At 41.7% G+C, this 22,683-nt stretch carries 20 protein-coding genes and 4 tRNA genes; 23 read left to right on the forward strand and 1 reads right to left on the reverse strand.

Annotated elements, in window-relative coordinates:
* Positions 1-14 precede the first annotated feature (14 nt).
* Entirely contained in the window at positions 15-776 is a 762-nt protein-coding gene (locus N745_RS0101160) for a pseudouridine synthase (RefSeq protein WP_024850314.1), read from the reverse strand.
* A gap of 144 nt (positions 777-920) precedes the next feature.
* Between N745_RS0101160 and N745_RS0101165 the strand changes: the two genes are divergently transcribed.
* The 23 genes from N745_RS0101165 (at position 921) to rplW (ending at position 22,683) form a co-directional block, all read left to right on the forward strand.
* Positions 921-1,919, forward strand: a complete 999-nt coding sequence (locus N745_RS0101165; protein WP_157833726.1) for a sensor histidine kinase — start codon at positions 921-923, stop codon at positions 1,917-1,919.
* Complete coding sequence (locus tag N745_RS0101170) at positions 1,912-2,535, forward strand: response regulator (RefSeq protein ID WP_024850316.1); 624 nt, start codon at positions 1,912-1,914, stop codon at positions 2,533-2,535. The genes N745_RS0101165 and N745_RS0101170 overlap by 8 nt, the downstream gene beginning before the upstream one ends.
* A gap of 259 nt (positions 2,536-2,794) precedes the next feature.
* Positions 2,795-2,879 (forward strand) — tRNA-Tyr (locus N745_RS0101175).
* A 12-nt stretch (positions 2,880-2,891) separates the two neighbouring features.
* Positions 2,892-2,966, forward strand: a tRNA-Gly gene (locus N745_RS0101180).
* 60 nt (positions 2,967-3,026) lie between these two features.
* Positions 3,027-3,102: transfer RNA gene (locus N745_RS0101185), tRNA-Thr, on the forward strand.
* Positions 3,103-3,159: 57 nt separating this feature from the next.
* Positions 3,160-4,344 (forward strand): elongation factor Tu, encoded by a 1,185-nt coding sequence (tuf, locus tag N745_RS0101190; RefSeq protein ID WP_024850317.1) that lies wholly within the window; start codon positions 3,160-3,162, stop codon positions 4,342-4,344.
* Between the two features lie 70 nt (positions 4,345-4,414).
* A tRNA-Trp gene (locus N745_RS0101195) sits at positions 4,415-4,491 on the forward strand.
* A 56-nt stretch (positions 4,492-4,547) separates the two neighbouring features.
* A complete protein-coding gene (gene secE, locus N745_RS0101200) occupies positions 4,548-4,931 on the forward strand; it encodes a preprotein translocase subunit SecE (protein WP_024850318.1) in 384 nt (127 codons plus the stop codon).
* 1 nt (position 4,932) lies between these two features.
* Positions 4,933-5,466, forward strand: a complete 534-nt coding sequence (gene nusG, locus N745_RS0101205) for a transcription termination/antitermination protein NusG (RefSeq protein WP_024850319.1) — start codon at positions 4,933-4,935, stop codon at positions 5,464-5,466.
* Positions 5,467-5,526: 60 nt separating this feature from the next.
* Positions 5,527-5,955 (forward strand): 50S ribosomal protein L11, encoded by a 429-nt coding sequence (gene rplK, locus N745_RS0101210; RefSeq protein ID WP_024850320.1) that lies wholly within the window; start codon positions 5,527-5,529, stop codon positions 5,953-5,955.
* A gap of 5 nt (positions 5,956-5,960) precedes the next feature.
* A complete protein-coding gene (rplA, locus tag N745_RS0101215; protein ID WP_024850321.1) occupies positions 5,961-6,650 on the forward strand; it encodes a 50S ribosomal protein L1 in 690 nt (229 codons plus the stop codon).
* A gap of 178 nt (positions 6,651-6,828) precedes the next feature.
* A complete protein-coding gene (gene rplJ, locus N745_RS0101220) occupies positions 6,829-7,329 on the forward strand; it encodes a 50S ribosomal protein L10 (RefSeq protein WP_024850322.1) in 501 nt (166 codons plus the stop codon).
* A 27-nt stretch (positions 7,330-7,356) separates the two neighbouring features.
* A complete protein-coding gene (gene rplL, locus N745_RS0101225) occupies positions 7,357-7,731 on the forward strand; it encodes a 50S ribosomal protein L7/L12 (protein WP_024850323.1) in 375 nt (124 codons plus the stop codon).
* A 178-nt stretch (positions 7,732-7,909) separates the two neighbouring features.
* Positions 7,910-11,968, forward strand: coding sequence for a DNA-directed RNA polymerase subunit beta (gene rpoB / locus N745_RS0101230; protein WP_024850324.1), 4,059 nt, complete (start codon positions 7,910-7,912; stop codon positions 11,966-11,968).
* On the forward strand, positions 11,968-16,173 hold the full coding sequence (gene rpoC, locus N745_RS0101235; protein WP_024850325.1) for a DNA-directed RNA polymerase subunit beta': 4,206 nt from the start codon (positions 11,968-11,970) through the stop codon (positions 16,171-16,173). The genes rpoB and rpoC overlap by 1 nt, the downstream gene beginning before the upstream one ends.
* Positions 16,174-16,321: 148 nt before the next feature.
* Positions 16,322-16,696 (forward strand): 30S ribosomal protein S12, encoded by a 375-nt coding sequence (gene rpsL, locus N745_RS0101240; RefSeq protein WP_019894826.1) that lies wholly within the window; start codon positions 16,322-16,324, stop codon positions 16,694-16,696.
* 58 nt (positions 16,697-16,754) lie between these two features.
* The gene (gene rpsG / locus N745_RS0101245) at positions 16,755-17,228 is read left to right on the forward strand and encodes a 30S ribosomal protein S7 (RefSeq protein WP_024850326.1); all 474 of its coding nucleotides are present in this window, start codon (positions 16,755-16,757) and stop codon (positions 17,226-17,228) included.
* A gap of 61 nt (positions 17,229-17,289) precedes the next feature.
* Positions 17,290-19,389 carry an elongation factor G gene (fusA, locus tag N745_RS0101250; RefSeq protein ID WP_024850327.1) on the forward strand — a complete coding sequence of 700 codons (2,100 nt, stop codon included), beginning with the start codon at positions 17,290-17,292 and terminating at the stop codon, positions 19,387-19,389.
* 30 nt (positions 19,390-19,419) lie between these two features.
* A complete protein-coding gene (tuf, locus tag N745_RS0101255; RefSeq protein WP_024850317.1) occupies positions 19,420-20,604 on the forward strand; it encodes an elongation factor Tu in 1,185 nt (394 codons plus the stop codon).
* Between the two features lie 143 nt (positions 20,605-20,747).
* The gene (rpsJ, locus tag N745_RS0101260; protein WP_024850328.1) at positions 20,748-21,059 is read left to right on the forward strand and encodes a 30S ribosomal protein S10; all 312 of its coding nucleotides are present in this window, start codon (positions 20,748-20,750) and stop codon (positions 21,057-21,059) included.
* Positions 21,060-21,120: 61 nt separating this feature from the next.
* The gene (rplC, locus tag N745_RS0101265; protein ID WP_024850329.1) at positions 21,121-21,759 is read left to right on the forward strand and encodes a 50S ribosomal protein L3; all 639 of its coding nucleotides are present in this window, start codon (positions 21,121-21,123) and stop codon (positions 21,757-21,759) included.
* Positions 21,760-21,769: 10 nt separating this feature from the next.
* Positions 21,770-22,390, forward strand: a complete 621-nt coding sequence (gene rplD / locus N745_RS0101270; protein WP_038070554.1) for a 50S ribosomal protein L4 — start codon at positions 21,770-21,772, stop codon at positions 22,388-22,390.
* Positions 22,387-22,683: a 50S ribosomal protein L23 gene (gene rplW, locus N745_RS0101275; protein WP_024850331.1), complete on the forward strand. Its 297-nt coding sequence runs from the start codon at positions 22,387-22,389 to the stop codon at positions 22,681-22,683. The genes rplD and rplW overlap by 4 nt, the downstream gene beginning before the upstream one ends.

Raw genomic sequence — 22,683 nt, forward strand, 5'->3', positions numbered from 1 at the left:
GGGGGTGAAAGAAATCAATCCAGTATGGGATTCAGCTCTTGATTGGGCCAAAGCTTATTTAAGGTGTTGGTGAAGCTGGCTTCCAAAGGGGCGTTAAGCGTCATGGTCTCGCCCGTTGTTGGGTGGGTGAATTGTAGTGACGTGGCTGCAAGGTAGAGTCTGTGTTGCCCAAGCCATTGGTTAAAGAAGTGGTTGTGGTGTCTGTCACCATGTTGTACATCGCCAATAATGGGATGGCTGATATGGTTTAGGTGGCGGCGAAGTTGGTGTTTACGTCCGGTTTTAGGTTGTAGTTTGACCAGTGAGTAGCGTTGAAACTCAAAGCGTCCCATTTTGTGTTCGACCTGGGTGGTTGCTAGGCGTTCATAATGTGTGAACGCATCTTGCAGTATGTCTTCAGCCCGTTTGTCTTTATCGGCAAGCTTGTCTTTGTGATATTTAAGTGGCTTATCGATATCACCGTTTTCCGGTGTCCAGCCTCGGCATAGGGCGACATAGGTTTTTTCAATGCTATGTTCCATAAACTGGTCGCTGAGATTGCGAGCCGCATCAGGGTTGAGTGCAAAAAGCAGTAGGCCAGAGGTAGGTTTGTCCAGACGATGGATTGGAAAGACTTGCTGGCCAATAGTGTCACGAGTGATTTGCACGGCAAACTGGGTTTCATGCTTGTCGATGGGAGAACGGTGTACCAATAAACCTGCGGGTTTGTGGATGGCGACAAAATCATCGTCTTGGTAAATGATGCTGAAAGCGTCAAGATTGCAATGCGTTTCCAAAGCGGTTTCTCATGGCTGAAAATAATGAGATGATTTTATCAGTCTAGCCATGAAATGGTGATGAAACTCGCGACATCTTTCTGGTGAGAAAACGGTAAAATTAAGAAATATTGATTGATGGCAAAAAACTGTAGGGTTAGAAAATTGCAAAATTCTGTTGAGACGATGATGGCATTTGGGCTGGTAGTGGCAAGTGTGGTTATTTTGTTATTACTTTGGCTTGTGTGGAAACGTCGTCCATCGGAAGCGTTGTGTCTACAGGCAATAAAACAGCTTGTTCCTATGTTTCAGGCATCTTCTTTGCGTCGGATGGAAGATGTCTATATTCAGTTTATTTTGCAGCGTTTTCAGCCGCAAAGTTATCAGAAAATCAGTAAACCGAAGTCGAAGGTTTATCTTGAGTCCAGTGAGCTTTTACTGCCTACGTTAAATGGACAGGCCTATTACTTATTGAAGCCTCAGTTGTCAGGGCAAACCTATACTGCTGAAGATTTACAATGGGTTGAGATCGTTTTGTATGTTGCCCGAGAGGTAGAGGCGTCCAAACAACAGAGGTGGCTGGGGGTGAAAGAAGAGCGTCAGAGAATTAGACGCGACTTGCATGACGAGTTAACTCAGGACTTGATTGCCCTTATGCGAAGTGTCGATGGCGATGGGCAGGTACAGTTGGCTAATGGTGCAATGAATTCCCTTAAAAATATTTTGTCCGCTTTGTCTGATGAGGAGATGTTGTTACAAGATCTTTTGACGACAGCGCAAGCACAGATGCGAGAACGCATGTCTTTGCATGATATCAATCTTGAGTGGTATGAAAAGAACATTTCTTCAGAGGATGTTGTGACGGCAAAAGTGGTGAGTAATGTACTGAAGATATTGAAAGAAGCGGGCTGTAATGTAACGAAGCATTCGGATACAGATAATGTCAAAGTGGTGGTGAATCAGTTTGGTCATCGTTTGGAGGTGCGTATAGAAAACGAGGTTATTGAAAAGCGTTTTACAGAAGTATCTAATCAGCTGGGTATGAAAAATATAGAGGCTCGCGTGAATGAGCTTCATGGAGAGATGAATGCAACTGAAGAGTCTGGGGTGTTTATATTGAGCTTTTCATTTCCATTGGAAGAGGGGGAAGCAGTCGGTGTTTAAGAAAGTTTTAGTGGTGGAAGATCGTCAAGAGCACCTAACGTTTTTAAAAGAGGCGTTAAAAAAAGCATCTCCTGAGATGGAAGTTTCTTCAGTTAAAAGTATCCAGGAAGCGAGAGGGGTACTATCAGAAGATATTGAACTGTATATTTTAGATTTAGAGTTGCCTGATGGTGCGGGTGTTGAATTGATTCCAGCCATTCGTGGCTTGAACTCTGAGTCAAAAGTCATGATTTACACCGTTTTTGATGAAGACGAAACCTTTTTCAAAGCGATGCGAATGGGGATAGATGGTTATGTGTTAAAAACGGAAACGCAGCAAGGTTTGTCTGATGCTGTTCATGATGTATGGAGAGGGATGGCTGCGTTATCACCTGCTTTAGCACGTAAGCTGATGAATCATCATGCCAGAGAGTTAGATGAAGTGCCGAAGTTGAGTGACAAGGAAACGGCTGTGTTAAAACTGATTGCGCAAGGCCACACAATGAAAAGCGCAGCGGAGCAGCTTAATCGCTCGGTTGATACTGTGAAGTTTCATGTAAAAGAAATTTATCGTAAAACCAGTGCGCAAAATCGAACGGAATTATTAAAGTTGGCGCGAGAGATGGGAATATCCTAAACCATAATCTGATATTCAAGGCGGCGTGCCGATTGTCTCACAGGTTATTTGTATAGGCGCAATAGGTTTGAGTAGCGTACTGGAAGCTTTGAGTAAGTTGGTTGATAGGTTGGAGTTTTAACTATTCAAAAGTCGGGTGAAAGAGTGCATATTTGTTTACGTTGAGTGAAAAGGATGTGCTTAAGAAATAAATTTGGAAAAAACACTTTTTTAACTTGACACAAAAGTCATTTCAATTAAAATACGCCCCAACAATTCAGGAGGGTTTCCCGAGCGGCCAAAGGGGGCAGACTGTAAATCTGCTGGCTCAGCCTTCGGTGGTTCGAATCCACCACCCTCCACCATTGTTTACATTTGCGGGTATCGTATATTGGCTATTACCTCGGCCTTCCAAGCCGATGAGGGGGGTTCGATTCCCCCTACCCGCTCCAGTTTATGAGGCTCTCTTTGTTGATTTGGAAAAGTCGATAGGGAGGGCCTTTTTGTTATTTGCTCTCATAGCTCAGTTGGTAGAGCGCATCCATGGTAAGGATGAGGTCACCAGTTCGATCCTGGTTGAGAGCTCCAATTTAATTCTATGTAGTGTCTGTATTTTCAGTCGCTGTTATTAACGGAGTTTGCATCATGGCAAAGGAAAAGTTTGAACGTAGTAAGCCGCACGTAAACGTTGGTACGATTGGTCACGTTGACCATGGTAAGACAACTCTTACAGCGGCCTTGACAATCGTACAAGGTAAGAAATTTGGTGGTGACGTAAAAGATTACGCTGCAATTGATAACGCACCAGAAGAGCGTGCACGTGGTATCACTATCTCTACAGCACACGTAGAATATGAATCAGAAACGCGTCACTATGCTCACGTAGACTGCCCAGGTCACGCCGACTATGTTAAAAACATGATCACTGGTGCGGCACAGATGGACGGAGCAATCCTAGTATGTTCAGCAGCTGATGGCCCAATGCCACAGACTCGTGAGCACATCCTTCTGTCACGTCAGGTTGGTGTACCTTATATCGTTGTTTTCCTAAACAAAGTTGATATGGTAGACGACGAAGAGTTGCTAGAATTGGTTGAAATGGAAGTTCGTGAACTTCTAGATATGTACGAATTCCCAGGTGACGATACACCTGTAATCATGGGTTCTGCATTAAAAGCAATCGAAGGTGACCCAGCGTACGAAGCAAAAATCGGTGATTTGGTTGACGCTTTAGATACATACATCCCAACGCCAGAGCGTGACACTGACAAGCCATTCCTAATGCCTGTAGAAGATATCTTCTCAATCCAAGGTCGTGGAACGGTAGCAACAGGTCGTGTAGAAACAGGTGTTGTTAAAGTTGGTGAAGAAATCGAAATCGTAGGTATTCGTCCAACAACAGTAACAACTGTAACTGGTGTAGAAATGTTCCGTAAGCTTCTAGACCAAGGTGAAGCTGGTGATAACGTTGGTATCCTATTGCGTGGTACTAAGCGTGAAGATATCGAACGTGGTCAAGTATTGGCTCACAAAGGTACAGTAACACCACATACTAAGTTCGAAGCTGAAGTGTATGTGCTATCAAAAGATGAAGGTGGGCGTCATACTCCATTCTTCAACGGTTACCGTCCACAGTTCTACTTCCGTACAACTGACGTAACAGGTGCATGTGAATTGCCAGCAGGAACAGAAATGGTAATGCCAGGTGATAACGTTCAGATGACAGTTGAGTTGATCAACCCAATCGCAATGAACGAAGGTCTACGTTTCGCGATTCGTGAAGGTGGACGTACAGTTGGTGCAGGTGTTGTTGCTAAAATTATTGAATAATTAAATAGCACTTGAAAAAAGAGAGGGGGGATTGTATAATCCCCCCTTTTTTCGCTAAGCGAAAAATTCTAGGGGTATAGCTCCAATTGGTAGAGCACCGGATTCCAAATCCGGGTGTTGGGGGTTCGAATCCCTCTACCCCTGCCAAATTTCTACGACCTGAATTTTTCAGGTTGTTTCATGTTTAAAGAAATGAACATTATATGAGTCACAAACTAGAAAAAGATGTAAGCGGCACCGTTTCTGAAAAGATAAAGAACGTCACAGCACTAGTGGTTTTGATTGCTAGTTTGGCTGGTTACTATATTTATTCGGATGCGCATGCGGTAGTTAGAGTTTTAGGTATGTTGGCAGGTGCAGCCTTGTCTGGCTTTATTTTCTATCAGTCAGAGAAAGGGCAGGCGGCGTTTAAATATTTGTCTAATGCAAAGAAAGAAGTTCGACAAGTTATTTGGCCTACTCGTCAAGAAACTGTTCAGATGACCTTGATTGTGTTTGCTATCGTAATTGTAATGAGTATCTTTTTGTGGCTGGTTGATATGTTGTTTTTATGGATTGTCCAGCTATTAACAGGACAGGGTGGTTGAAATGGCTCAAAGATGGTATGTCGTACATGCTTATTCTGGTTATGAGAATAAAGTAAAGAAAGGCTTGAGTGAGTACATTGAAAGAGCTGGTCTTCAGGATAAGTTTGGAGAGATTTTAGTTCCATCTGAAGAGGTTGTTGAGATTCGTGACGGTAAAAAGCGTACTTCAGAGCGTAAGTTCTTTCCAGGGTATGTTTTGGTTCAGATGGAAATGGCTGAAGATTCTTGGCATTTGGTTAAGAGTGTTCCTCAGGTAATGGGGTTTATTGGTGGTACTTCAGATCGACCAGCGCCTATTTCTCAGAAAGAAGTTGATCGCATTCTTCAGAAGGTTTCTGATGGTGTTGATAAGCCACGTCCTAAAGTTATTTATGAGCCTGGTGAAATGGTTCGTGTTATTGATGGTCCGTTTAAAGACTTTGAAGCAGTTGTTGAAGAAATTGATTATGACAAAAACAAGCTTCAAGTGTCAGTATTGATTTTCGGGCGTTCTACGCCTGTAGAGCTTGAATTTACTCAAGTCGAAAAAAGCTAGTTTAAGTTTTTGTAACCCTGGGGAGTTGAATAGACGTTTGTACCCACAAGGAGAAAGAAAATGGCAAAGAAAATTGATGCCTATATCAAGTTGCAAGTTCCTGCGGGAAATGCAAATCCTAGTCCACCGGTTGGTCCTGCTCTAGGTCAGCATGGTGTGAACATTATGGAGTTCTGTAAAGCATTTAATGCGCAGACTCAATCAGTGGAAAAAGGTCTTCCTATTCCTGTTGTTATTTCTGTTTACAGTGATAAGAGCTTTACGTTTGTTACCAAAACACCTCCAGCTTCAATTTTGTTGAAGAAAGCTGCTGGTATCCAAAAGGGTTCTGGTGTGCCTAACTTGAATAAAGTTGGTACGGTTACTCGTGCTCAGCTGGAAGAAATTGCCAATGCTAAGATGGCTGATTTGAACGCAAACGATTTGGATGCTGCAGTAAACATTATTGCAGGTTCAGCTCGTAGTATGGGCTTAACGGTTGAAGGGTAATTGATATGGCAAAGTTAACAAAAAAACAAAAGTTGTTCGCTGATAAAGTTGATTCAACAAAATCATACGACGCCGCTCAAGCTTTGGCGCTTGTGTCTGAATTGGCAACTTCAAAATTTGCAGAGTCTGTAGATGTTGCAATTAAATTAGGGATTGATCCTCGTAAGTCTGACCAAGTTGTTCGTGGCGCGACAGTTCTTCCTAACGGTACAGGTAAAGATGTTCGTGTTGCTGTTTTTACTGGTGAAGCGAATGCTCAAGCTGCAAAAGATGCTGGTGCTGATTTTGTAGGTATGGATGAGTTGGCTGCTGAAATTAAAGGCGGCATGATGGATTTTGATGTTGTTGTTGCTTCTCCTGATGCAATGCGTGTCGTTGGTATGTTGGGTCAAGTTCTTGGTCCACGTGGGTTGATGCCTAACCCTAAAACAGGGACGGTAACACCTGATGTTGCTTCAGCTGTTAAGAATGCAAAATCTGGACAGGTTCGTTACCGTGCAGATAAAGCTGGTATTGTTCATGCCTCTATCGGTAAAGCTACTTTTGATGCAGATAAGTTGAAAGAAAATTTAAATGCGTTGATTGAAGGTTTAAACAAGCTTAAGCCTGCGTCTGCTAAAGGAACTTATTTGAAGAAAGTTTCTGTTTCTAGCACGATGGGTCCAGGTATTGAGTTGGATCAGTCAACGTTGTAAGAAATTTTTACCCCTGTTTTGCAGGGGTAAGAATGCGGTTTGGGATACCTTAAATTAAGTCTTGCTTAGTTTTTGGGTGCCCATCGCAGACCGTAGGTGAAGGTATAAGTTACTTTCTTAATAGTTTAAAGCCTACGTAGATGGATGGTTTAGAAATGAACCTTGTTGGAGAAGTTATATGGCGCTCAATATTGAAGGTAAGAAAGCTGTCGTTGAAGAAGTTTCAGCAATTGTTGCTGGTGCTGGTTCAATCGTTGCAGCCGAATATCGTGGGTTGTCAGTAGCACAATTAACTGAACTTCGTGCAAAAGCTCGTGATGCGAACGTGCAAGTACGTGTTGTTAAAAACACGCTAGTACGTCGCGCAGTGCAAGGTACTAAGTTTGAAGACATGGCTGACGGTTTTGTTGGTCCGCTTGTCTTTGCATTTTCTGGTGAAGAGCTAGGGAATGCGGCACGTGTTTTCAAAGACTTTGCAAAAGATAACGAAGCTTTAGTGGTGAAATCACTGTCGATTGGTGAAGGTGTTTTGGATGCCTCGCAATTGTCAGCTGTTGCTGCTCTACCTACATATGATGAAGCGGTTGCTAAACTTCTATTTGTTATGAAAGAGCCTGTTGCTAAATTGGCTCGTGCTTTAACTGCGGTTAAAGAACAAAAAGAAGAAGTTGCTGCATAAGCAAAACAAAATTTAAGGAATATAAAAATGGCAATTACAAAAGATGATATTTTAGAAGCTGTTGCTAACATGTCAGTAATGGAAGTTGTTGAACTTGTTGAAGCAATGGAAGAAAAATTCGGCGTTTCAGCTGCTGCGATGGTAGCTTCTGGTCCTGCTGGTGATGGTGGTGCTGGTGCTGGTGAAGAGAAGACTGAGTTTGACGTTATTCTTACTGGTGCTGGTGATAACAAAGTTGCTGCGATCAAAGCTGTTCGTGGTGCTACAGGTCTTGGTCTTAAAGAAGCGAAAGAAGCAGTTGAATCTGCTCCATTCACTCTTAAAGAAGGTGTTTCTAAAGAAGAAGCAGAAGCACTTGCTAACGATCTTAAAGAAGCTGGTATCCAAGTCGAAGTTAAGTAATTACTTAACAGCTTCGGCTGAAATAGCGACAATTGGCTGGCGTTTTTTGCGTCGGCCTTTTGCCGTTTTTGTAGTGTGTAAAAGTGTGATTAATAGTTGTTAACTGTTTTTACAGTTTTATGCATTTTTTGAAAACATCTGTTTTCGTAATCTCATTCATCATAGGACGGGAAAATTAATGGCCTATTCTTTAACAGAAAAGAAACGTATCCGTAAAGATTTTTCAACTCGTGCTTCAATTCTTGAAGTTCCCTACCTTTTATCTTTACAAAAGGAATCTTTTAAAGAGTTTTTGCAAATTGACAAAGAGCCTCTAGAAAGAGCGATGAGCGGCTTGCATGCTGCTTTTTCATCAGTGTTTCCAATTCACGGTGTTGCTGGTACAGCGGACTTAGAATATGTTAGTTATAACATGGGGCAGCCTGAGTTTGACGTTAAAGAATGTAAGCAGCGTGGAGTGACTTATTCTTCACCATTGCGCGTGAAAATGCGTCTTGTCTTATTTGATAAGGATGCGCCAGCTGGAAAGCGTCCTGTAAAAGATGTTAAAGAGCAAGAAGTCTATCTTGGTGATATACCTTTAATGACTGATAACGGTACTTTTGTTATCAATGGTACTGAGCGTGTTATCGTTACTCAGTTACACCGTTCTCCTGGTGTTATTTTTGATAGTGATCGCGGTAAGTCACACTCTTCAGGTAAAGTCCTGTTTAATGCCCGCATCATCCCTTATCGTGGTTCTTGGTTAGATTTTGAATTTGATCATAATGACTGTGTATTCGTTCGTATTGATAGAAGAAGAAAGTTACCTGTATCAATTATCTTGAGAGCGATGGGTTATAACAATGAACAAATCCTAGATAGTTTCTTTGAGCATACCCAGTTTTCTGTGAAAAACGGTAAATTCATAATGAATGTTGAACCTGAGCAATTAAAAGGTCAAACAGCTGTGTTTGATATTGCTTCAGGTGATGATGTTATTGTAAAAGCAGGTGCGAAAATTACTGCTCGTACAATCAAAAAAATCAAAGAATCAAAGCTTAAGACACTTGAAGTACCAGAAGATTTCGTTCTTGGGAAAGTTTTGTCTGTAGGTATTATGGATGAGTCAACTGGTGAGTTGGTTGCGAAAACAAATGAAGTAGTTACTGCTGAATTAATTGAAACATTTAAGTCGATGAAAGGACTTAAGTTCAAAACCATTTATGTAGATGAGCTAGAAAATGGTCCTTATATTTCTGATACTTTGAACTTGGATGGGACAACGTCACAATTAGAAGCTCAAATCGAAATTTATCGAATGATGCGTCCGGGCGAGCCACCAACAAAGGATTCTTCTGAAGCTTTGTTTAATAGCTTGTTCTTTGATGATGCTCGTTATGACTTGTCTGCTGTTGGTCGTATGAAGTTGAATCGTCGCCTAGGTCGTACAGAAAACGAAGGTAGTTCAGTTCTTGAGCCGCAAGATGTTATCGATGTGGTAAGAGAATTATTAGATATTCGTAATGGTCAAAGCACAGTAGATGATATTGATACTTTGGGTAACCGTCGTATTCGTGCTGTTGGTGAAATGGCTGAAAATGCTTTCCGCGTTGGTTTAGTTCGTGTTGAAAGAGCAGTTAAAGAACGCTTGAATCAAGCTGAATCTGATGGGCTAATGCCTCAGGATTTGATTAATGCGAAGCCAGTTTCTGCTGCAATTAAAGAGTTCTTTGGTTCAAGTCAGTTGTCTCAGTTCATGGACCAAGTTAACCCGCTTTCAGAAATTACGCATAAGCGTCGTGTTTCGGCGTTAGGGCCAGGTGGCCTTACGCGTGAGCGTGCTGGTTTTGAGGTGCGTGATGTTCACCCTACGCATTATGGTCGAGTATGTCCGATTGAGACACCTGAAGGTCCAAACATCGGTTTGATTAATACATTGGCTATTTATGCTAAAACGAACAAGTATGGTTTCTTAGAAACTCCTTATCGTAAAGTGGTTGATGGTCATGTAACAGATGAAGTGGAATATGTTTCGGCAATTGATGAAGCGCAATATGTTATCGCTCAAGCAAGTGCTAACATGGATGATAAAAACAATTTGTTAGACGACTTGGTTACTGCAAGACATAAGAATGAAACGATTTTGGCATCATCTAAAGATATTGATTTCATGGATGTTTCGCCAAAGCAGATCGTGTCTGTAGCAGCATCATTAATTCCGTTCCTTGAGCATGATGATGCTAACCGTGCCTTGATGGGATCAAACATGCAGCGCCAAGCCGTTCCAACTTTAAGAGCGGATAAGCCTCTTGTTGGAACAGGGATCGAGAAAACAGTTGCAATTGACTCTGGTGTAACGGTTATCGCCGAGCGTGGTGGTGAAGTTGTATCTTCTGATTCAGCACGTATTGTTGTACGTGTTAATCAGGATGAGATTGCTGAAGGTGAGTCTGGTGTTGATATCTACAACCTAATTAAGTATCAGCGTTCTAACCAAAATACATGTATTAATCAAAAGCCAATCGTTAAGGCTGGTGAAATTGTTTCACGTGGTGATGTGCTTGGTGATGGCCCTTCTACTGATTTAGGTGAGTTGGCGATCGGTCAAAATATGCGTATCGCATTTATGCCGTGGAATGGTTATAACTTTGAAGATTCGATCTTGGTTTCGGAGCGAGTTGTACAAGAAGATCGTTATACAACGATTCATATCGAAGAGTTGACGTGTCTGGCTCGTGATACAAAGCTAGGGCCTGAAGAAATTACAGCGGATATTCCAAACGTTGGTGAAGCTGCACTTTCTAGACTTGATGATTGCGGTATTGTTTATGTTGGTGCTGAAGTCAAACAAGGAGATATCCTTGTTGGAAAGGTAACGCCAAAAGGTGAAACGCAATTGACACCAGAAGAGAAGCTATTAAGAGCGATCTTTGGTGAGAAAGCATCAGATGTTAAGGACACTTCTTTACGTGTTGGTAAAGGGGTTGAGGGAACGGTTATTGATGTTCAAGTATTTACGCGTGAAGGTGTGAAGAAAGATGTGCGTTCGTTAGCTATTCAAGAAGAAGAGCTTCAAAAGGTTCGTAAAGATATTGATGAACAATACTCTATCTTGGAACAGGATACGCTTGCTCGTGTGAAAGTAATGCTTGACGGTGAAGCGCTTGCCAATGGTAAGAAGATAACTGAGGCGGCACTTGATGAGATGGAACCAAATAAGTGGTTTGGTCTAAATGTTAAGAATGAAGATCTAGCAGTTCAACTTGAATCTCTTGAAAAGCAATTGGCTTCTAAAAAAGAAGAGTTTAATGCTGCATTTGAAGAGAAGAAAAAGAAGTTGACTCAAGGTGATGATCTTCAGCCAGGTGTTTCTAAAATGGTTAAGGTTTACGTGGCTGTTAAGCGTCGTATTCAGCCTGGTGATAAGATGGCTGGTCGTCATGGTAACAAAGGTGTTATCTCACGTATTTGTCCTGTTGAAGATATGCCTTACGATGAAACTGGACGCCCTGTTGATATCTGTTTGAACCCATTGGGTGTACCGTCACGTATGAACGTCGGTCAGATTCTTGAAACGCATTTAGGGCTTGCCGCTGAAGGTTTAGGGTCAAAAATCAATGCAATGCTAGAGCAGCAAGCAGATATTAAAGAGTTGAAATCATTCTTGCACAAGATCTACAACGAAACTCAAGGTCAATCCGTAGATTTTGATGCTTTGTCTGATGCAGAAATTATTGAACTTGCGACCAACTTAAGAAAAGGTGTGCCTATGGCGTCACCAGTATTCGATGGTGCTTCAGAAGGTCAGATCAAAGCATTGCTTCGCCTTGCCGATCTACCTGAGTCGGGTCAAATGGTATTGTTCGATGGTGTGTCTGGTGAGCAGTTTGATCGCCCAGTAACAGTTGGTTATATGTACTATCTGAAATTGAATCACTTGGTTGATGACAAGATGCATGCTCGTTCAACTGGTCCTTACAGTCTGGTTACGCAACAGCCATTGGGTGGTAAAGCACAGTTTGGTGGTCAGCGTTTCGGGGAGATGGAAGTGTGGGCACTTGAAGCATATGGTGCAGCCTTTACATTGCAAGAAATGTTGACAGTTAAGTCAGATGATTTGAATGGACGTACCAGAATGTATAAAAACATTGTGGATGGCAATGAATACATGGAACCAGGTATTCCTGAGTCCTTTAGTGTATTGCGTAAAGAAATCCGTGCATTAGGTATTGATATTGAGTTGGAGCAAGAATAATGAAAGATTTATTAGGTTTTCTAAAAAAACAAAATGTATCGAATGAGTTCGATGTCATCAAGGTATCACTTGCTTCTCCAGAGAAAATTCGTTCTTGGTCTTTTGGTGAAGTTAAAAAGCCAGAAACCATTAACTATAGAACTTTTAAGCCTGAAAGAGATGGTTTGTTCTGTGCAAAAATCTTTGGGCCTATTCGCGATTACGAATGCTTGTGTGGTAAATACAAGCGTTTGAAGCACCGTGGTGTTATTTGTGAAAAATGTGGTGTAGAGGTTACGCAATCAAAAGTCCGTCGTGAACGAATGGGGCATATTGATTTGGCAACTTCAGTTGCGCACATTTGGTTCTTGAAATCATTGCCATCACGTATCGGTTTGATGCTTGATATGACATTGAAAGAAATCGAAGCGGTACTTTACTTTGAAGCTTTCATGGTTGTTGATCCAGGTTTGACACCTCTTGAGCCATGGCAGTTATTGAATGAAGAAGAATATTTAGATGCGATGGATGAGTATGGTGATGAGTTTGAAGCACAAATGGGTGCGGAAGCCATCAAGAAAATGCTTCAATCTATCGATTTGGCTGCTGACGCAGCTAGACTTAGAGAGGAAATGGAAGCGACCAGTTCTGAAACTAAGCAAAAGAAAATTTCAAAACGTTTGAAGTTGATTGAGTCATTCTTGCAATCAGGTAACAAGCCTGAGTGGATGATTTTAGATGTATTGCCTGTGTTGCCTCCTGAGTTAAGACCGTTGGTACCTCTTGATGGTGGACGTTTTGCAACTTCAGATTTGAATGACCTGTATCGTCGTGTTATTAACCGTAACAACCGTTTGAAGCGTCTGTTAGATTTGATGGCTCCAGATATTATTGTTCGTAACGAAAAACGTATGCTTCAAGAGTCTGTAGATTCATTGTTGGATAATGGCCGTCGTGGTCGTGCTGTTACTGGTACGAACAAGCGTCAGTTAAAATCGCTTGCGGATATGATTAAAGGTAAGCAAGGTCGTTTTAGACAGAACTTGCTTGGAAAACGTGTTGATTACTCAGGACGTTCAGTAATTGTGGTTGGTCCTACACTTAGACTACATCAATGTGGTTTACCTAAGAAAATGGCATTGGAATTATTTAAGCCATTTATTTTTAGTAAATTGCAAAAACGTGGTTTAGCGACCACTATTAAAGCTGCTAAGAAGATGGTAGATCAAGGGTTGCCGGAAGTATGGGATGTATTGGATGAAGTTATTCGTGAGCATCCTGTTTTGCTTAACCGTGCACCGACACTTCATAGGCTTGGTATTCAGGCATTTGAACCAGTGTTGATTGAGGGTAAAGCGATTAACTTGCATCCGTTGGTGTGTTCGGCATTTAATGCTGACTTCGATGGTGACCAAATGGCGGTTCACGTACCGTTATCATTGGAAGCGCAGTTAGAAGCAAGAACACTGATGATGTCTACGAATAACCTGTTATCACCTGCGAATGGTGAGCCGATTATTGTGCCATCGCAAGACGTTGTTCTAGGTCTTTATTACATTACGCGTGAAGCAATTAATGCGAAAGGTGAAGGTAAGGCTTTCTCAAACTGGTCTGAAGTTCAGCGAGCGCTAGATGCGAAAGCAGTTCATTTGCATACAAAAATCAAGTTGAAGATTGAGCAAGTTGTTATTGATGATACTGGTGTTGAATCAGTTAAGAAAGGGATTATTGATACAACTGCTGGTCGTGCATTGCTATTGAGAATTCTTCCAAAAGGCTTAAGTTTTGATTTACTGAACTTGAACTTGACGAAGAAAAACATCTCAAATGCTTTGAACGCCTGTTACCGTATTCTTGGTCCGAAAGAAACAGTTATTTTTGCTGACCAATTGATGTACGCAGGTTTTAAATGGTCAACGCTTGCAGGTTTATCATTCTGTTCTGACGATATGTTGATTCCTGATGCGAAGACAGGAATTATTGCTAGAGCAGAAGCTCAGGTAGCCGAAATCCAGAACCAATTCTCTCAAGGTCTGGTAACTGAAGGTGAGCGTTATAACAAGGTTGTTGATATCTGGTCTCATACCAATGAATTGGTTACTAAATCAATGATGGAAGAGCTTGAGTATGAAACTGTTGTTGATGCAGACGGTAAAGAAGTTCAACAAACTTCATTTAACTCTGTTTATATGATGGCAGACTCTGGAGCTCGTGGTTCTGTAGCTCAAATGAGACAGCTAGGTGGGATGCGTGGTCTTATGGCGAAGCCAGATGGATCCATTATCGAAACACCGATTACAGCAAACTTCCGTGAAGGTCTAAACGTACTTCAGTACTTTATCTCGACACATGGTGCGCGTAAAGGTTTGGCAGATACGGCGCTAAAAACAGCTAACTCTGGTTATCTAACACGCCGTTTGGTTGATGTTGCTCAAGATGTGGTTGTTACAGAGAATGATTGTGGTACTGATGCAGGTATCATTATGACTTCACATGTTGAAGGTGGCGATGTTGTTGAGGAATTGAAAGATCGTATCCTAGGTCGTACTGTTGTTGAAGATGTAATTTCACCATCGGGTGAAGTGTTGGCAGAAAAAGATACAGTACTTGATGAGCGTTTAGTTAAGCTAATCGATGATTCAGGTATTGATGTGGTTAAAGTGCGCTCAACTATTACATGCGAAACTAAATTTGGTATTTGTAAGCAGTGTTATGGTCGTGATTTGGCTAGAGGGCATTTGGTAAACCTAGGTGAAGCAGTTGGTGTAATGGCTGCTCAATCAATTGGTGAGCCAGGAACTCAGTTAACGATGCGTACTTTCCATATCGGTGGTACTGCGTCAGCATCAGCAGCGCAGAGTCAAATTGAAGTAAAACACCGTGGTAAAGTTAAGTACGCTAACCTTAAGACGGTAACTAACACTGATAAGCAGTTAATCGTAACTTCTCGTTCAGGTGAAGTATCTGTATTGGATGAAATGGGACGTGAAAAAGAGCGTTACAAAATCTCATATGGCTCTATGCTGAATGTAAAAGATGGCGATTCAGTAAATGCTGGAGAAGTGCTAGCAACATGGGATGCACATACGCACCCTGTTATTACTGAAGCGGAAGGTAAAGTTCAATTTGGTAACTTTGAAGGTACCGTTGAAGAGCATACTGATGAGTTGACAGGTTTAACAACGCATGTTGTTAAAAGTGCAAAAGATCGCGCATTAGGATCTAAAGAAGCTAGACCTTATATTCAATTGGTTGATAAGAAAGGTGAGCCAACCTTCTTCCCAGGAACACAAACACCTGCGATGTATTACCTGCCGGAAAACTCGATCATCGTTGTTTCTAAAGATGATGAGATTGGTGCGGGTGATATTTTGGCAAGAATTCCTCAGGAATCTTCTAAGACAAAAGATATTACTGGTGGTTTACCACGAGTAGCAGACTTATTCGAGGCGCGTCAGCCTAAAGAGCCTGCGATTATGGCTGAAGTTTCTGGTGTTATTAGTTTTGGTAAAGAGACTAAAGGTAAGCAGCGTTTAATTATTAACCAAGATTCCGGTGAGCAGCATGAAGCCCTTATTCCTAAGTGGAGAACAGTAGATGTGTTTGAAGGTGAGCGTGTCGAAAAAGGGGATATTGTTGCTGATGGAAATCCAAACCCGCATGATATTTTGAGACTGCTGGGTGTTGAAAAGTTGACGCAATATATTGTTGATGAAGTTCAAGATGTTTATCGCTTACAAGGTGTACGAATCAACGATAAGCATATTGAGACAATTGTTCGTCAGATGTTGCGTAAAGTTGAAGTTGTTGCACCAGGTGATACGAACCTGATTCCGGGTGAGCAAGTTGAATATGCACGTGTACTTGAAATGAATGAAAAAGCAAGAGAAGAAGGTAAGGTAGAAGCAACGTATCAGCGTGTGCTTCTGGGTATTACCAAGGCATCACTTGCAACAGAATCATTCATCTCAGCGGCATCTTTCCAAGAGACAACTCGTGTATTAACCGAAGCCGCGGTTAGTGGTAAAGTTGATAAGCTTGTTGGCTTGAAAGAAAACGTTATTGTTGGTCGATTAATTCCTGCGGGTACAGGCTTTGCCTATCACCAAGCAAGAAAAGAGGCCAGTGAAAAAACTCAGAGAGAGTTATCAGTATTTATGGAAACAACAACAGAAGAGGTTGTTGAAGAAGTTGATATGGTAATTAATGAGTCTGAAGAAAGTTAAGTTTTGAGTTTATGAATATTTAAAACATTTCATAAACTTATGCTTGACAATGAGGGTTTTGATCTCTAAAATCCTCAAACCTTATTATGAGGGTGAAATACCCTCAATTTTTTTATTACGAGCAAAGTCTTAAATGGAGTAAGAATTAATGGCTACTATTAACCAGTTGGTGCGTAAGCCGCGTAAAGATAAGCCTAAAAAATCTAACGTTCCTGCGCTTGAAGCATGTCCTCAGCGTCGTGGTGTTTGTACGCGTGTTTATACAACAACCCCTAAGAAGCCTAACTCTGCCCTACGTAAAGTTGCACGTGTTCGCTTGACCAATGGATATGAAGTTTCTAGTTATATCGGTGGTGAAGGGCATAACCTGCAAGAGCACTCCGTGATCCTTATTCGCGGTGGTCGTGTAAAAGATTTACCTGGTGTACGTTATCATACAGTTCGCGGATCACTTGATTGCGCTGGTGTTGATGGACGTAAACAAGGTCGTTCTAAGTACGGTGCGAAGCGTCCTAAGGGTTAATTAATCCTTAACATATGTTTTGCAACTATAGTGTAAATTTATACCGGAAGAGTTAAGAATGGCAAGAAGAAGAGAAATACCAAAAAGACAAGTGTTACCAGATCCTAAGTTTGGTGATACTACGTTAACTAAGTTCGTTAACATGATTATGGTTAGCGGTAAAAAAGCGGTTGCAGAAAAAATCGTTTATGACGCATTAGATGTTGTTGTTGATCGTAAGAAAGGTGGCAACCAAGCTGCATTGTTGAAAGAAGCCTTGGAGAATGTTGGGCCAATGGTAGAGGTTAAATCTCGTCGTGTTGGTGGTGCAACTTATCAGGTTCCTGTTGAAGTTCGTCCTGAAAGAAAGGTTGCGCTTGCAATGAGATGGCTTGTTGAAGCTGCGCGTAAGCGTAGTGAAAAAGGCATGATGTTGAGGCTTGCTGGCGAGTTAACAGATGCTCTTGAGAACAGAGGTTCTGCGATCAAGAAGAAAGAAGATACACATCGTATGGCAGAGGCGAACAAAGCCTTCTCTCATTTCCGTTGGTAAATTCATTGGCTCTTTTATAGAGCCTTTATTGTTTTATAGAATAAATTAAAAGGTTAAAAACGTGGCTCGTACAACCCCTTTAGCAGATTACCGCAATATTGGTATTATGGCGCACATTGATGCGGGTAAGACTACTACAACAGAGCGTATCCTGTATTACACAGGTGTTTCACATAAGATCGGTGAAGTACATGATGGTGCAGCAACGATGGATTGGATGGAGCAGGAGCAAGAGCGTGGTATTACCATTACTTCAGCTGCAACAACCTGTTTCTGGGATGGGATGGCGAAAAACTATCCAAAACACAGAATCAACATTATTGATACTCCAGGCCACGTTGACTTCACAATTGAAGTGGAACGTTCGCTACGTGTACTTGATGGTGCAGTAACTTGTTTTTGTTCAGTTTCTGGTGTTGAACCGCAGTCTGAAACAGTGTGGCGCCAAGCGGATAAGTATGGTGTTCCGCGTATGGGGTTTGTAAATAAGATGGACCGTGCAGGTGCAAACTTCCTGAATGTTGTGCAGATGGTTGTTGATCGTTTGGGAGCTTATCCAGTACCTATGCAATTGCCGATTGGAGCTGAAGATTCCTTTAGAGGGATTGTTGATTTGGTCAAGATGCAGGCAATTTATTGGGAAGAAGAGAACATGGGTATGAAATTTACCTATGAAGATATTCCTGCAGAGATGGTGGACGAAGCCAACGAGTGGCGTGAAAAAATGGTGGAAGCTGCTGCTGAAGCTAATGATGAGCTGATGGATAAGTACCTTGAAGAAGGCGACTTAACAGAAGAAGAGATTAAGTTCGGTATTCGTAAGCGTTGTATCGATGTAGAAATCGTTCCAATGTTTTGTGGTTCAGCCTTTAAGAATAAAGGTGTACAGACTTTGTTGGATGCGGTTCTTGATTATATGCCTTCTCCGTTGGATGTTCCTGCAATCAAAGGTATTTTAGAAGATGGTACTGAAGCTGAGCGTAAGTCTTCAGATGATGAGCCGTTCTCTGCATTAGCGTTTAAGATTATGACTGACCCTTATGTGGGTACTCTGACTTTCTTCCGTGTCTATTCTGGTCAGTTGAGCGCGGGTAGTGCTGTGTACAACTCTGTTAAAGAGAAGCGTGAGCGTGTTGGGCGTTTGTTGCAAATGCACTCCAATTCTCGTGAAGAGATTAAGGAAGTGGCCACAGGGGATATTGCTTGTGCTGTAGGTCTGAAAGATACTACAACAGGTGATACGCTTTGTGATATGGATCACAAGATTATTCTAGAACGTATGGAATTCCCTGAGCCGGTAATCTCGATTGCTATTGAGCCGAAAACGAAGGCTGACCAAGAGAAGATGGGTATTGCGTTGCAGAAACTTGCGGCAGAAGATCCTTCTTTCCGTGTTCATACTGATGAAGAGACTAATCAGACGATTATCTCAGGTATGGGTGAGCTTCATTTGGATATCATTGTAGATCGTATGAAGCGTGAGTTCAGTGTTGAAGCTAACATCGGTGCGCCTCAGGTTTCTTACCGTGAAACCATTAAGAAGGCGGTTGAAGCTGAAGGGAAATTTGTTCGTCAGTCTGGTGGTCGTGGTCAGTATGGTCATGTTATGGTTCGTATGGAGCCACTAGAGCCAGGTTCAGGTTTTGAATTTGTTAACTCGACTGTTGGTGGTTCTGTTCCTCGTGAATATATCGGTGCTGTCGAAAAGGGCTGTAAAGCTCAGTTAGAGTCTGGTGTTATTGCTGGTTATCCTATAGTTGATGTTAAAGTTGACTTGTATGATGGTTCTTATCATGATGTTGACTCGAACGAAATGGCATTTAGTGTTGCTGGCGGTATGGCGATTAAAGATGGTGTTGAAAAGGCATCTCCGGTTATTCTTGAGCCAATTATGGCGGTAGAAGTAACGACTCCCGAGGAGTATATGGGTGACGTTATTGGTGACTTGAATCGTCGTCGTGGTATGGTTTCGAGTATGGATGATATTCCTACTGGTAAGTCAATTAAGGCAGAAGTACCACTTTCTGAAATGTTTGGTTATTCAAACCAGATGCGTTCATTGACTCAAGGTCGTGCCAACTACAGTATGACTTTCTTGAAATACAATGATGCACCATCAAACATTCAAGAAGAAATTATCGCGAAAGCGAAAAAAGGTTAATTTTAATTTTAATTTAAAGGGCTTTGAGAAATGGCAAAGGAAAAGTTTGAACGTAGTAAGCCGCACGTAAACGTTGGTACGATTGGTCACGTTGACCATGGTAAGACAACTCTTACAGCGGCCTTGACAATCGTACAAGGTAAGAAATTTGGTGGTGACGTAAAAGATTACGCTGCAATTGATAACGCACCAGAAGAGCGTGCACGTGGTATCACTATCTCTACAGCACACGTAGAATATGAATCAGAAACGCGTCACTATGCTCACGTAGACTGCCCAGGTCACGCCGACTATGTTAAAAACATGATCACTGGTGCGGCACAGATGGACGGAGCAATCCTAGTATGTTCAGCAGCTGATGGCCCAATGCCACAGACTCGTGAGCACATCCTTCTGTCACGTCAGGTTGGTGTACCTTATATCGTTGTTTTCCTAAACAAAGTTGATATGGTAGACGACGAAGAGTTGCTAGAATTGGTTGAAATGGAAGTTCGTGAACTTCTAGATATGTACGAATTCCCAGGTGACGATACACCTGTAATCATGGGTTCTGCATTAAAAGCAATCGAAGGTGACCCAGCGTACGAAGCAAAAATCGGTGATTTGGTTGACGCTTTAGATACATACATCCCAACGCCAGAGCGTGACACTGACAAGCCATTCCTAATGCCTGTAGAAGATATCTTCTCAATCCAAGGTCGTGGAACGGTAGCAACAGGTCGTGTAGAAACAGGTGTTGTTAAAGTTGGTGAAGAAATCGAAATCGTAGGTATTCGTCCAACAACAGTAACAACTGTAACTGGTGTAGAAATGTTCCGTAAGCTTCTAGACCAAGGTGAAGCTGGTGATAACGTTGGTATCCTATTGCGTGGTACTAAGCGTGAAGATATCGAACGTGGTCAAGTATTGGCTCACAAAGGTACAGTAACACCACATACTAAGTTCGAAGCTGAAGTGTATGTGCTATCAAAAGATGAAGGTGGACGTCATACTCCATTCTTCAACGGTTACCGTCCACAGTTCTACTTCCGTACAACTGACGTAACAGGTGCATGTGAATTGCCAGCAGGAACAGAAATGGTAATGCCAGGTGATAACGTTCAGATGACAGTTGAGTTGATCAACCCAATCGCAATGAACGAAGGTCTACGTTTCGCGATTCGTGAAGGTGGACGTACAGTTGGTGCAGGTGTTGTTGCTAAAATTATTGAATAATTTAAAGCAATATAAAATCTGAGGATAAGCAGTAAGAAAATTAATTGTAAAATTAATTATTTACTGCTATAATCCGCACCCTCTACTGAGCAGTGGTTTTTAATAACCGCTGCTTTTCTTTTTTTTGTTATATGAGAATTGTTATGGCGACTCAAAATATTCGTATTCGCTTAAAGGCGTTTGATCATCGTTTAATTGATCAGTCTGCACGTGAAATTACGGAAACAGCAAAGAGAACTGGCGCGCAAGTTCGTGGCCCAATTCCTATGCCGACTCGTAAAGAGCGTTTTACAGTATTGGTTTCTCCGCACGTAAATAAAGATGCTCGTGATCAGTACGAAATTCGTACTCACAAGCGTTTGTTAGATATCGTTGATCCAACTGATAAAACAGTTGATGCTTTGATGAAGTTAGATCTAGCTGCTGGTGTGGATGTTCAATTGGAACTTCGTTAGTTCGAAGTGTAAGTTAATCATCAATCGAAATGATTAATGTAAATAATAATGAGGTAACGTTATGAGTATAGGTGTTGTAGGTACCAAAATTGGTATGACTCGCATATTCAACGAAGACGGTGTATCTACTCCTGTAACGGTTGTAGAAGTTGCTCCTAATCGTATTACTCAAATCAAGAATGATGTTATTGATGGTTATAAAGCTATTCAAGTAACTATGGGTAAAAAGCATGCTGGTCGTGTTAGTAAGCCAGAAGCTGGACATTTTGCGAAAGCAAGTGTTGAGGCTGGTCTTGGTTTGTGGGAGTTCCGTTTTGAAGAAGATTCTGACATTGAAGGTTTAGAATTGGGTTCTGAAATTACTGTAGAGAAATTTGCAGATGTAACATGTGTTGATGTTACAGGAACAACAAAAGGTAAGGGTTTTGCTGGTGGTGTTAAGCGACACAACTTTAAGATGCAAGACGCTACACATGGTAACTCATTGTCTCACCGTGCTCCAGGTTCTATTGGTCAAAACCAAACTCCTGGTCGTGTATTTAAGGGCAAGAAGATGGCCGGTCATATGGGCGATGTAAAGCAAACAACGCTTAACCTGGATTTGGTTAAAGTTGATGTTGAAAATTCATTGCTTTTGATCAAAGGTGCATTGCCTGGTGCGAAAGGCAGTACTGTAATCGTACGCAAAGCAATTAAGTAAGGTGGGCATGATGGATTTGAAATTAATTGAATTATCAAGCGGAAAAGAATCAGGTGCTTTGAGCGTTTCTGATTCTGTTTTCGGTGTTGAGTTTAATCAGCCGCTTGTACATCAGGTAGTGACTGCATATATGGCTGGTGCTCGTTCAGGCACAAAACAGCAAAAGAATCGTTCTGCAGTTAGTGGTGGTGGTGCTAAGCCATGGGCTCAAAAAGGTTCAGGTAGAGCGCGTGCAGGTACATCAAGAAGCCCTATTTGGGTTGGTGGTGGACGTGCGTTCCCTGGTCATAACCGTGATTTCTCTCAAAAAGTGAACAAGAAGATGTACCGTGGCGCAATGCGCTCAATCTTCTCAGAGTTGGCAAGAAGTGGTCGTTTGGTTGTGGTTGATGATTTTAAAGTTGATGCGCCAAAGACTAAAGAATTTAATGCTAAGCTAGCTTCTTTGAAAGTTAATGATGCTTTGATTGTGACTGAAGGTTTTGATGAGTATTTATATTTGTCATGTCGTAACCTTTATCATGCAGATGTGTGTGATGTCAGTTCATTGGATCCTGTTAGCTTGGTTGGTTTTCAGTCAGTGGTAGTTACACAAGCAGCTGTTAAGCAGATTGAGGAGAATTTAGGATGAGTCAAGAACGTTTACTAAAGGTATTGTTGGCTCCTCATGTTTCCGAGAAGTCTGCAATCTTAGCGGATACCGCTGAGCAATATATTTTTAGAGTGCTTCCAGATGCGACTAAGCCTGAAGTTAAAAAGGCAGTTGAAAGCTTGTTTGATGTAAAAGTTCAATCAGTGAACATGATTAACATCAAAGGTAAGAAAAAAGTTTTTAAAGGTCGTGTTGGTAAGCGAAACGATATCAAAAAGGCTGTTGTTCGCCTTGCGCCTGGTCAAGAGATTGACTTTGTTGGTGCGGAATAA

It is taken from the genome of Hydrogenovibrio kuenenii DSM 12350, assembly GCF_000526715.1.
Classification (GTDB): domain Bacteria; phylum Pseudomonadota; class Gammaproteobacteria; order Thiomicrospirales; family Thiomicrospiraceae; genus Hydrogenovibrio; species Hydrogenovibrio kuenenii.

What these genes read in the sequence shown, in the direction of transcription:
- rplJ (WP_024850322.1), top strand. Translation starts at nt 6,829, where the DNA reads ATGGCGCTCAATATTGAAGGTAAGAAAGCTGTCGTTGAAGAAGTTTCA.
- rplW (WP_024850331.1), top strand. Translation starts at nt 22,387, where the DNA reads ATGAGTCAAGAACGTTTACTAAAGGTATTGTTGGCTCCTCATGTTTCC.
- rpsL (WP_019894826.1), top strand. Translation starts at nt 16,322, where the DNA reads ATGGCTACTATTAACCAGTTGGTGCGTAAGCCGCGTAAAGATAAGCCT.
- rplA (WP_024850321.1), top strand. Translation starts at nt 5,961, where the DNA reads ATGGCAAAGTTAACAAAAAAACAAAAGTTGTTCGCTGATAAAGTTGAT.
- rplL (WP_024850323.1), top strand. Translation starts at nt 7,357, where the DNA reads ATGGCAATTACAAAAGATGATATTTTAGAAGCTGTTGCTAACATGTCA.
- nusG (WP_024850319.1), top strand. Translation starts at nt 4,933, where the DNA reads ATGGCTCAAAGATGGTATGTCGTACATGCTTATTCTGGTTATGAGAAT.
- rplK (WP_024850320.1), top strand. Translation starts at nt 5,527, where the DNA reads ATGGCAAAGAAAATTGATGCCTATATCAAGTTGCAAGTTCCTGCGGGA.
- tuf (WP_024850317.1), top strand. Translation starts at nt 3,160, where the DNA reads ATGGCAAAGGAAAAGTTTGAACGTAGTAAGCCGCACGTAAACGTTGGT.
- rpsJ (WP_024850328.1), top strand. Translation starts at nt 20,748, where the DNA reads ATGGCGACTCAAAATATTCGTATTCGCTTAAAGGCGTTTGATCATCGT.
- rpoC (WP_024850325.1), top strand. Translation starts at nt 11,968, where the DNA reads ATGAAAGATTTATTAGGTTTTCTAAAAAAACAAAATGTATCGAATGAG.
- rplC (WP_024850329.1), top strand. Translation starts at nt 21,121, where the DNA reads ATGAGTATAGGTGTTGTAGGTACCAAAATTGGTATGACTCGCATATTC.
- rpsG (WP_024850326.1), top strand. Translation starts at nt 16,755, where the DNA reads ATGGCAAGAAGAAGAGAAATACCAAAAAGACAAGTGTTACCAGATCCT.
- tuf (WP_024850317.1), top strand. Translation starts at nt 19,420, where the DNA reads ATGGCAAAGGAAAAGTTTGAACGTAGTAAGCCGCACGTAAACGTTGGT.
- rpoB (WP_024850324.1), top strand. Translation starts at nt 7,910, where the DNA reads ATGGCCTATTCTTTAACAGAAAAGAAACGTATCCGTAAAGATTTTTCA.
- secE (WP_024850318.1), top strand. Translation starts at nt 4,548, where the DNA reads ATGAGTCACAAACTAGAAAAAGATGTAAGCGGCACCGTTTCTGAAAAG.
- rplD (WP_038070554.1), top strand. Translation starts at nt 21,770, where the DNA reads ATGGATTTGAAATTAATTGAATTATCAAGCGGAAAAGAATCAGGTGCT.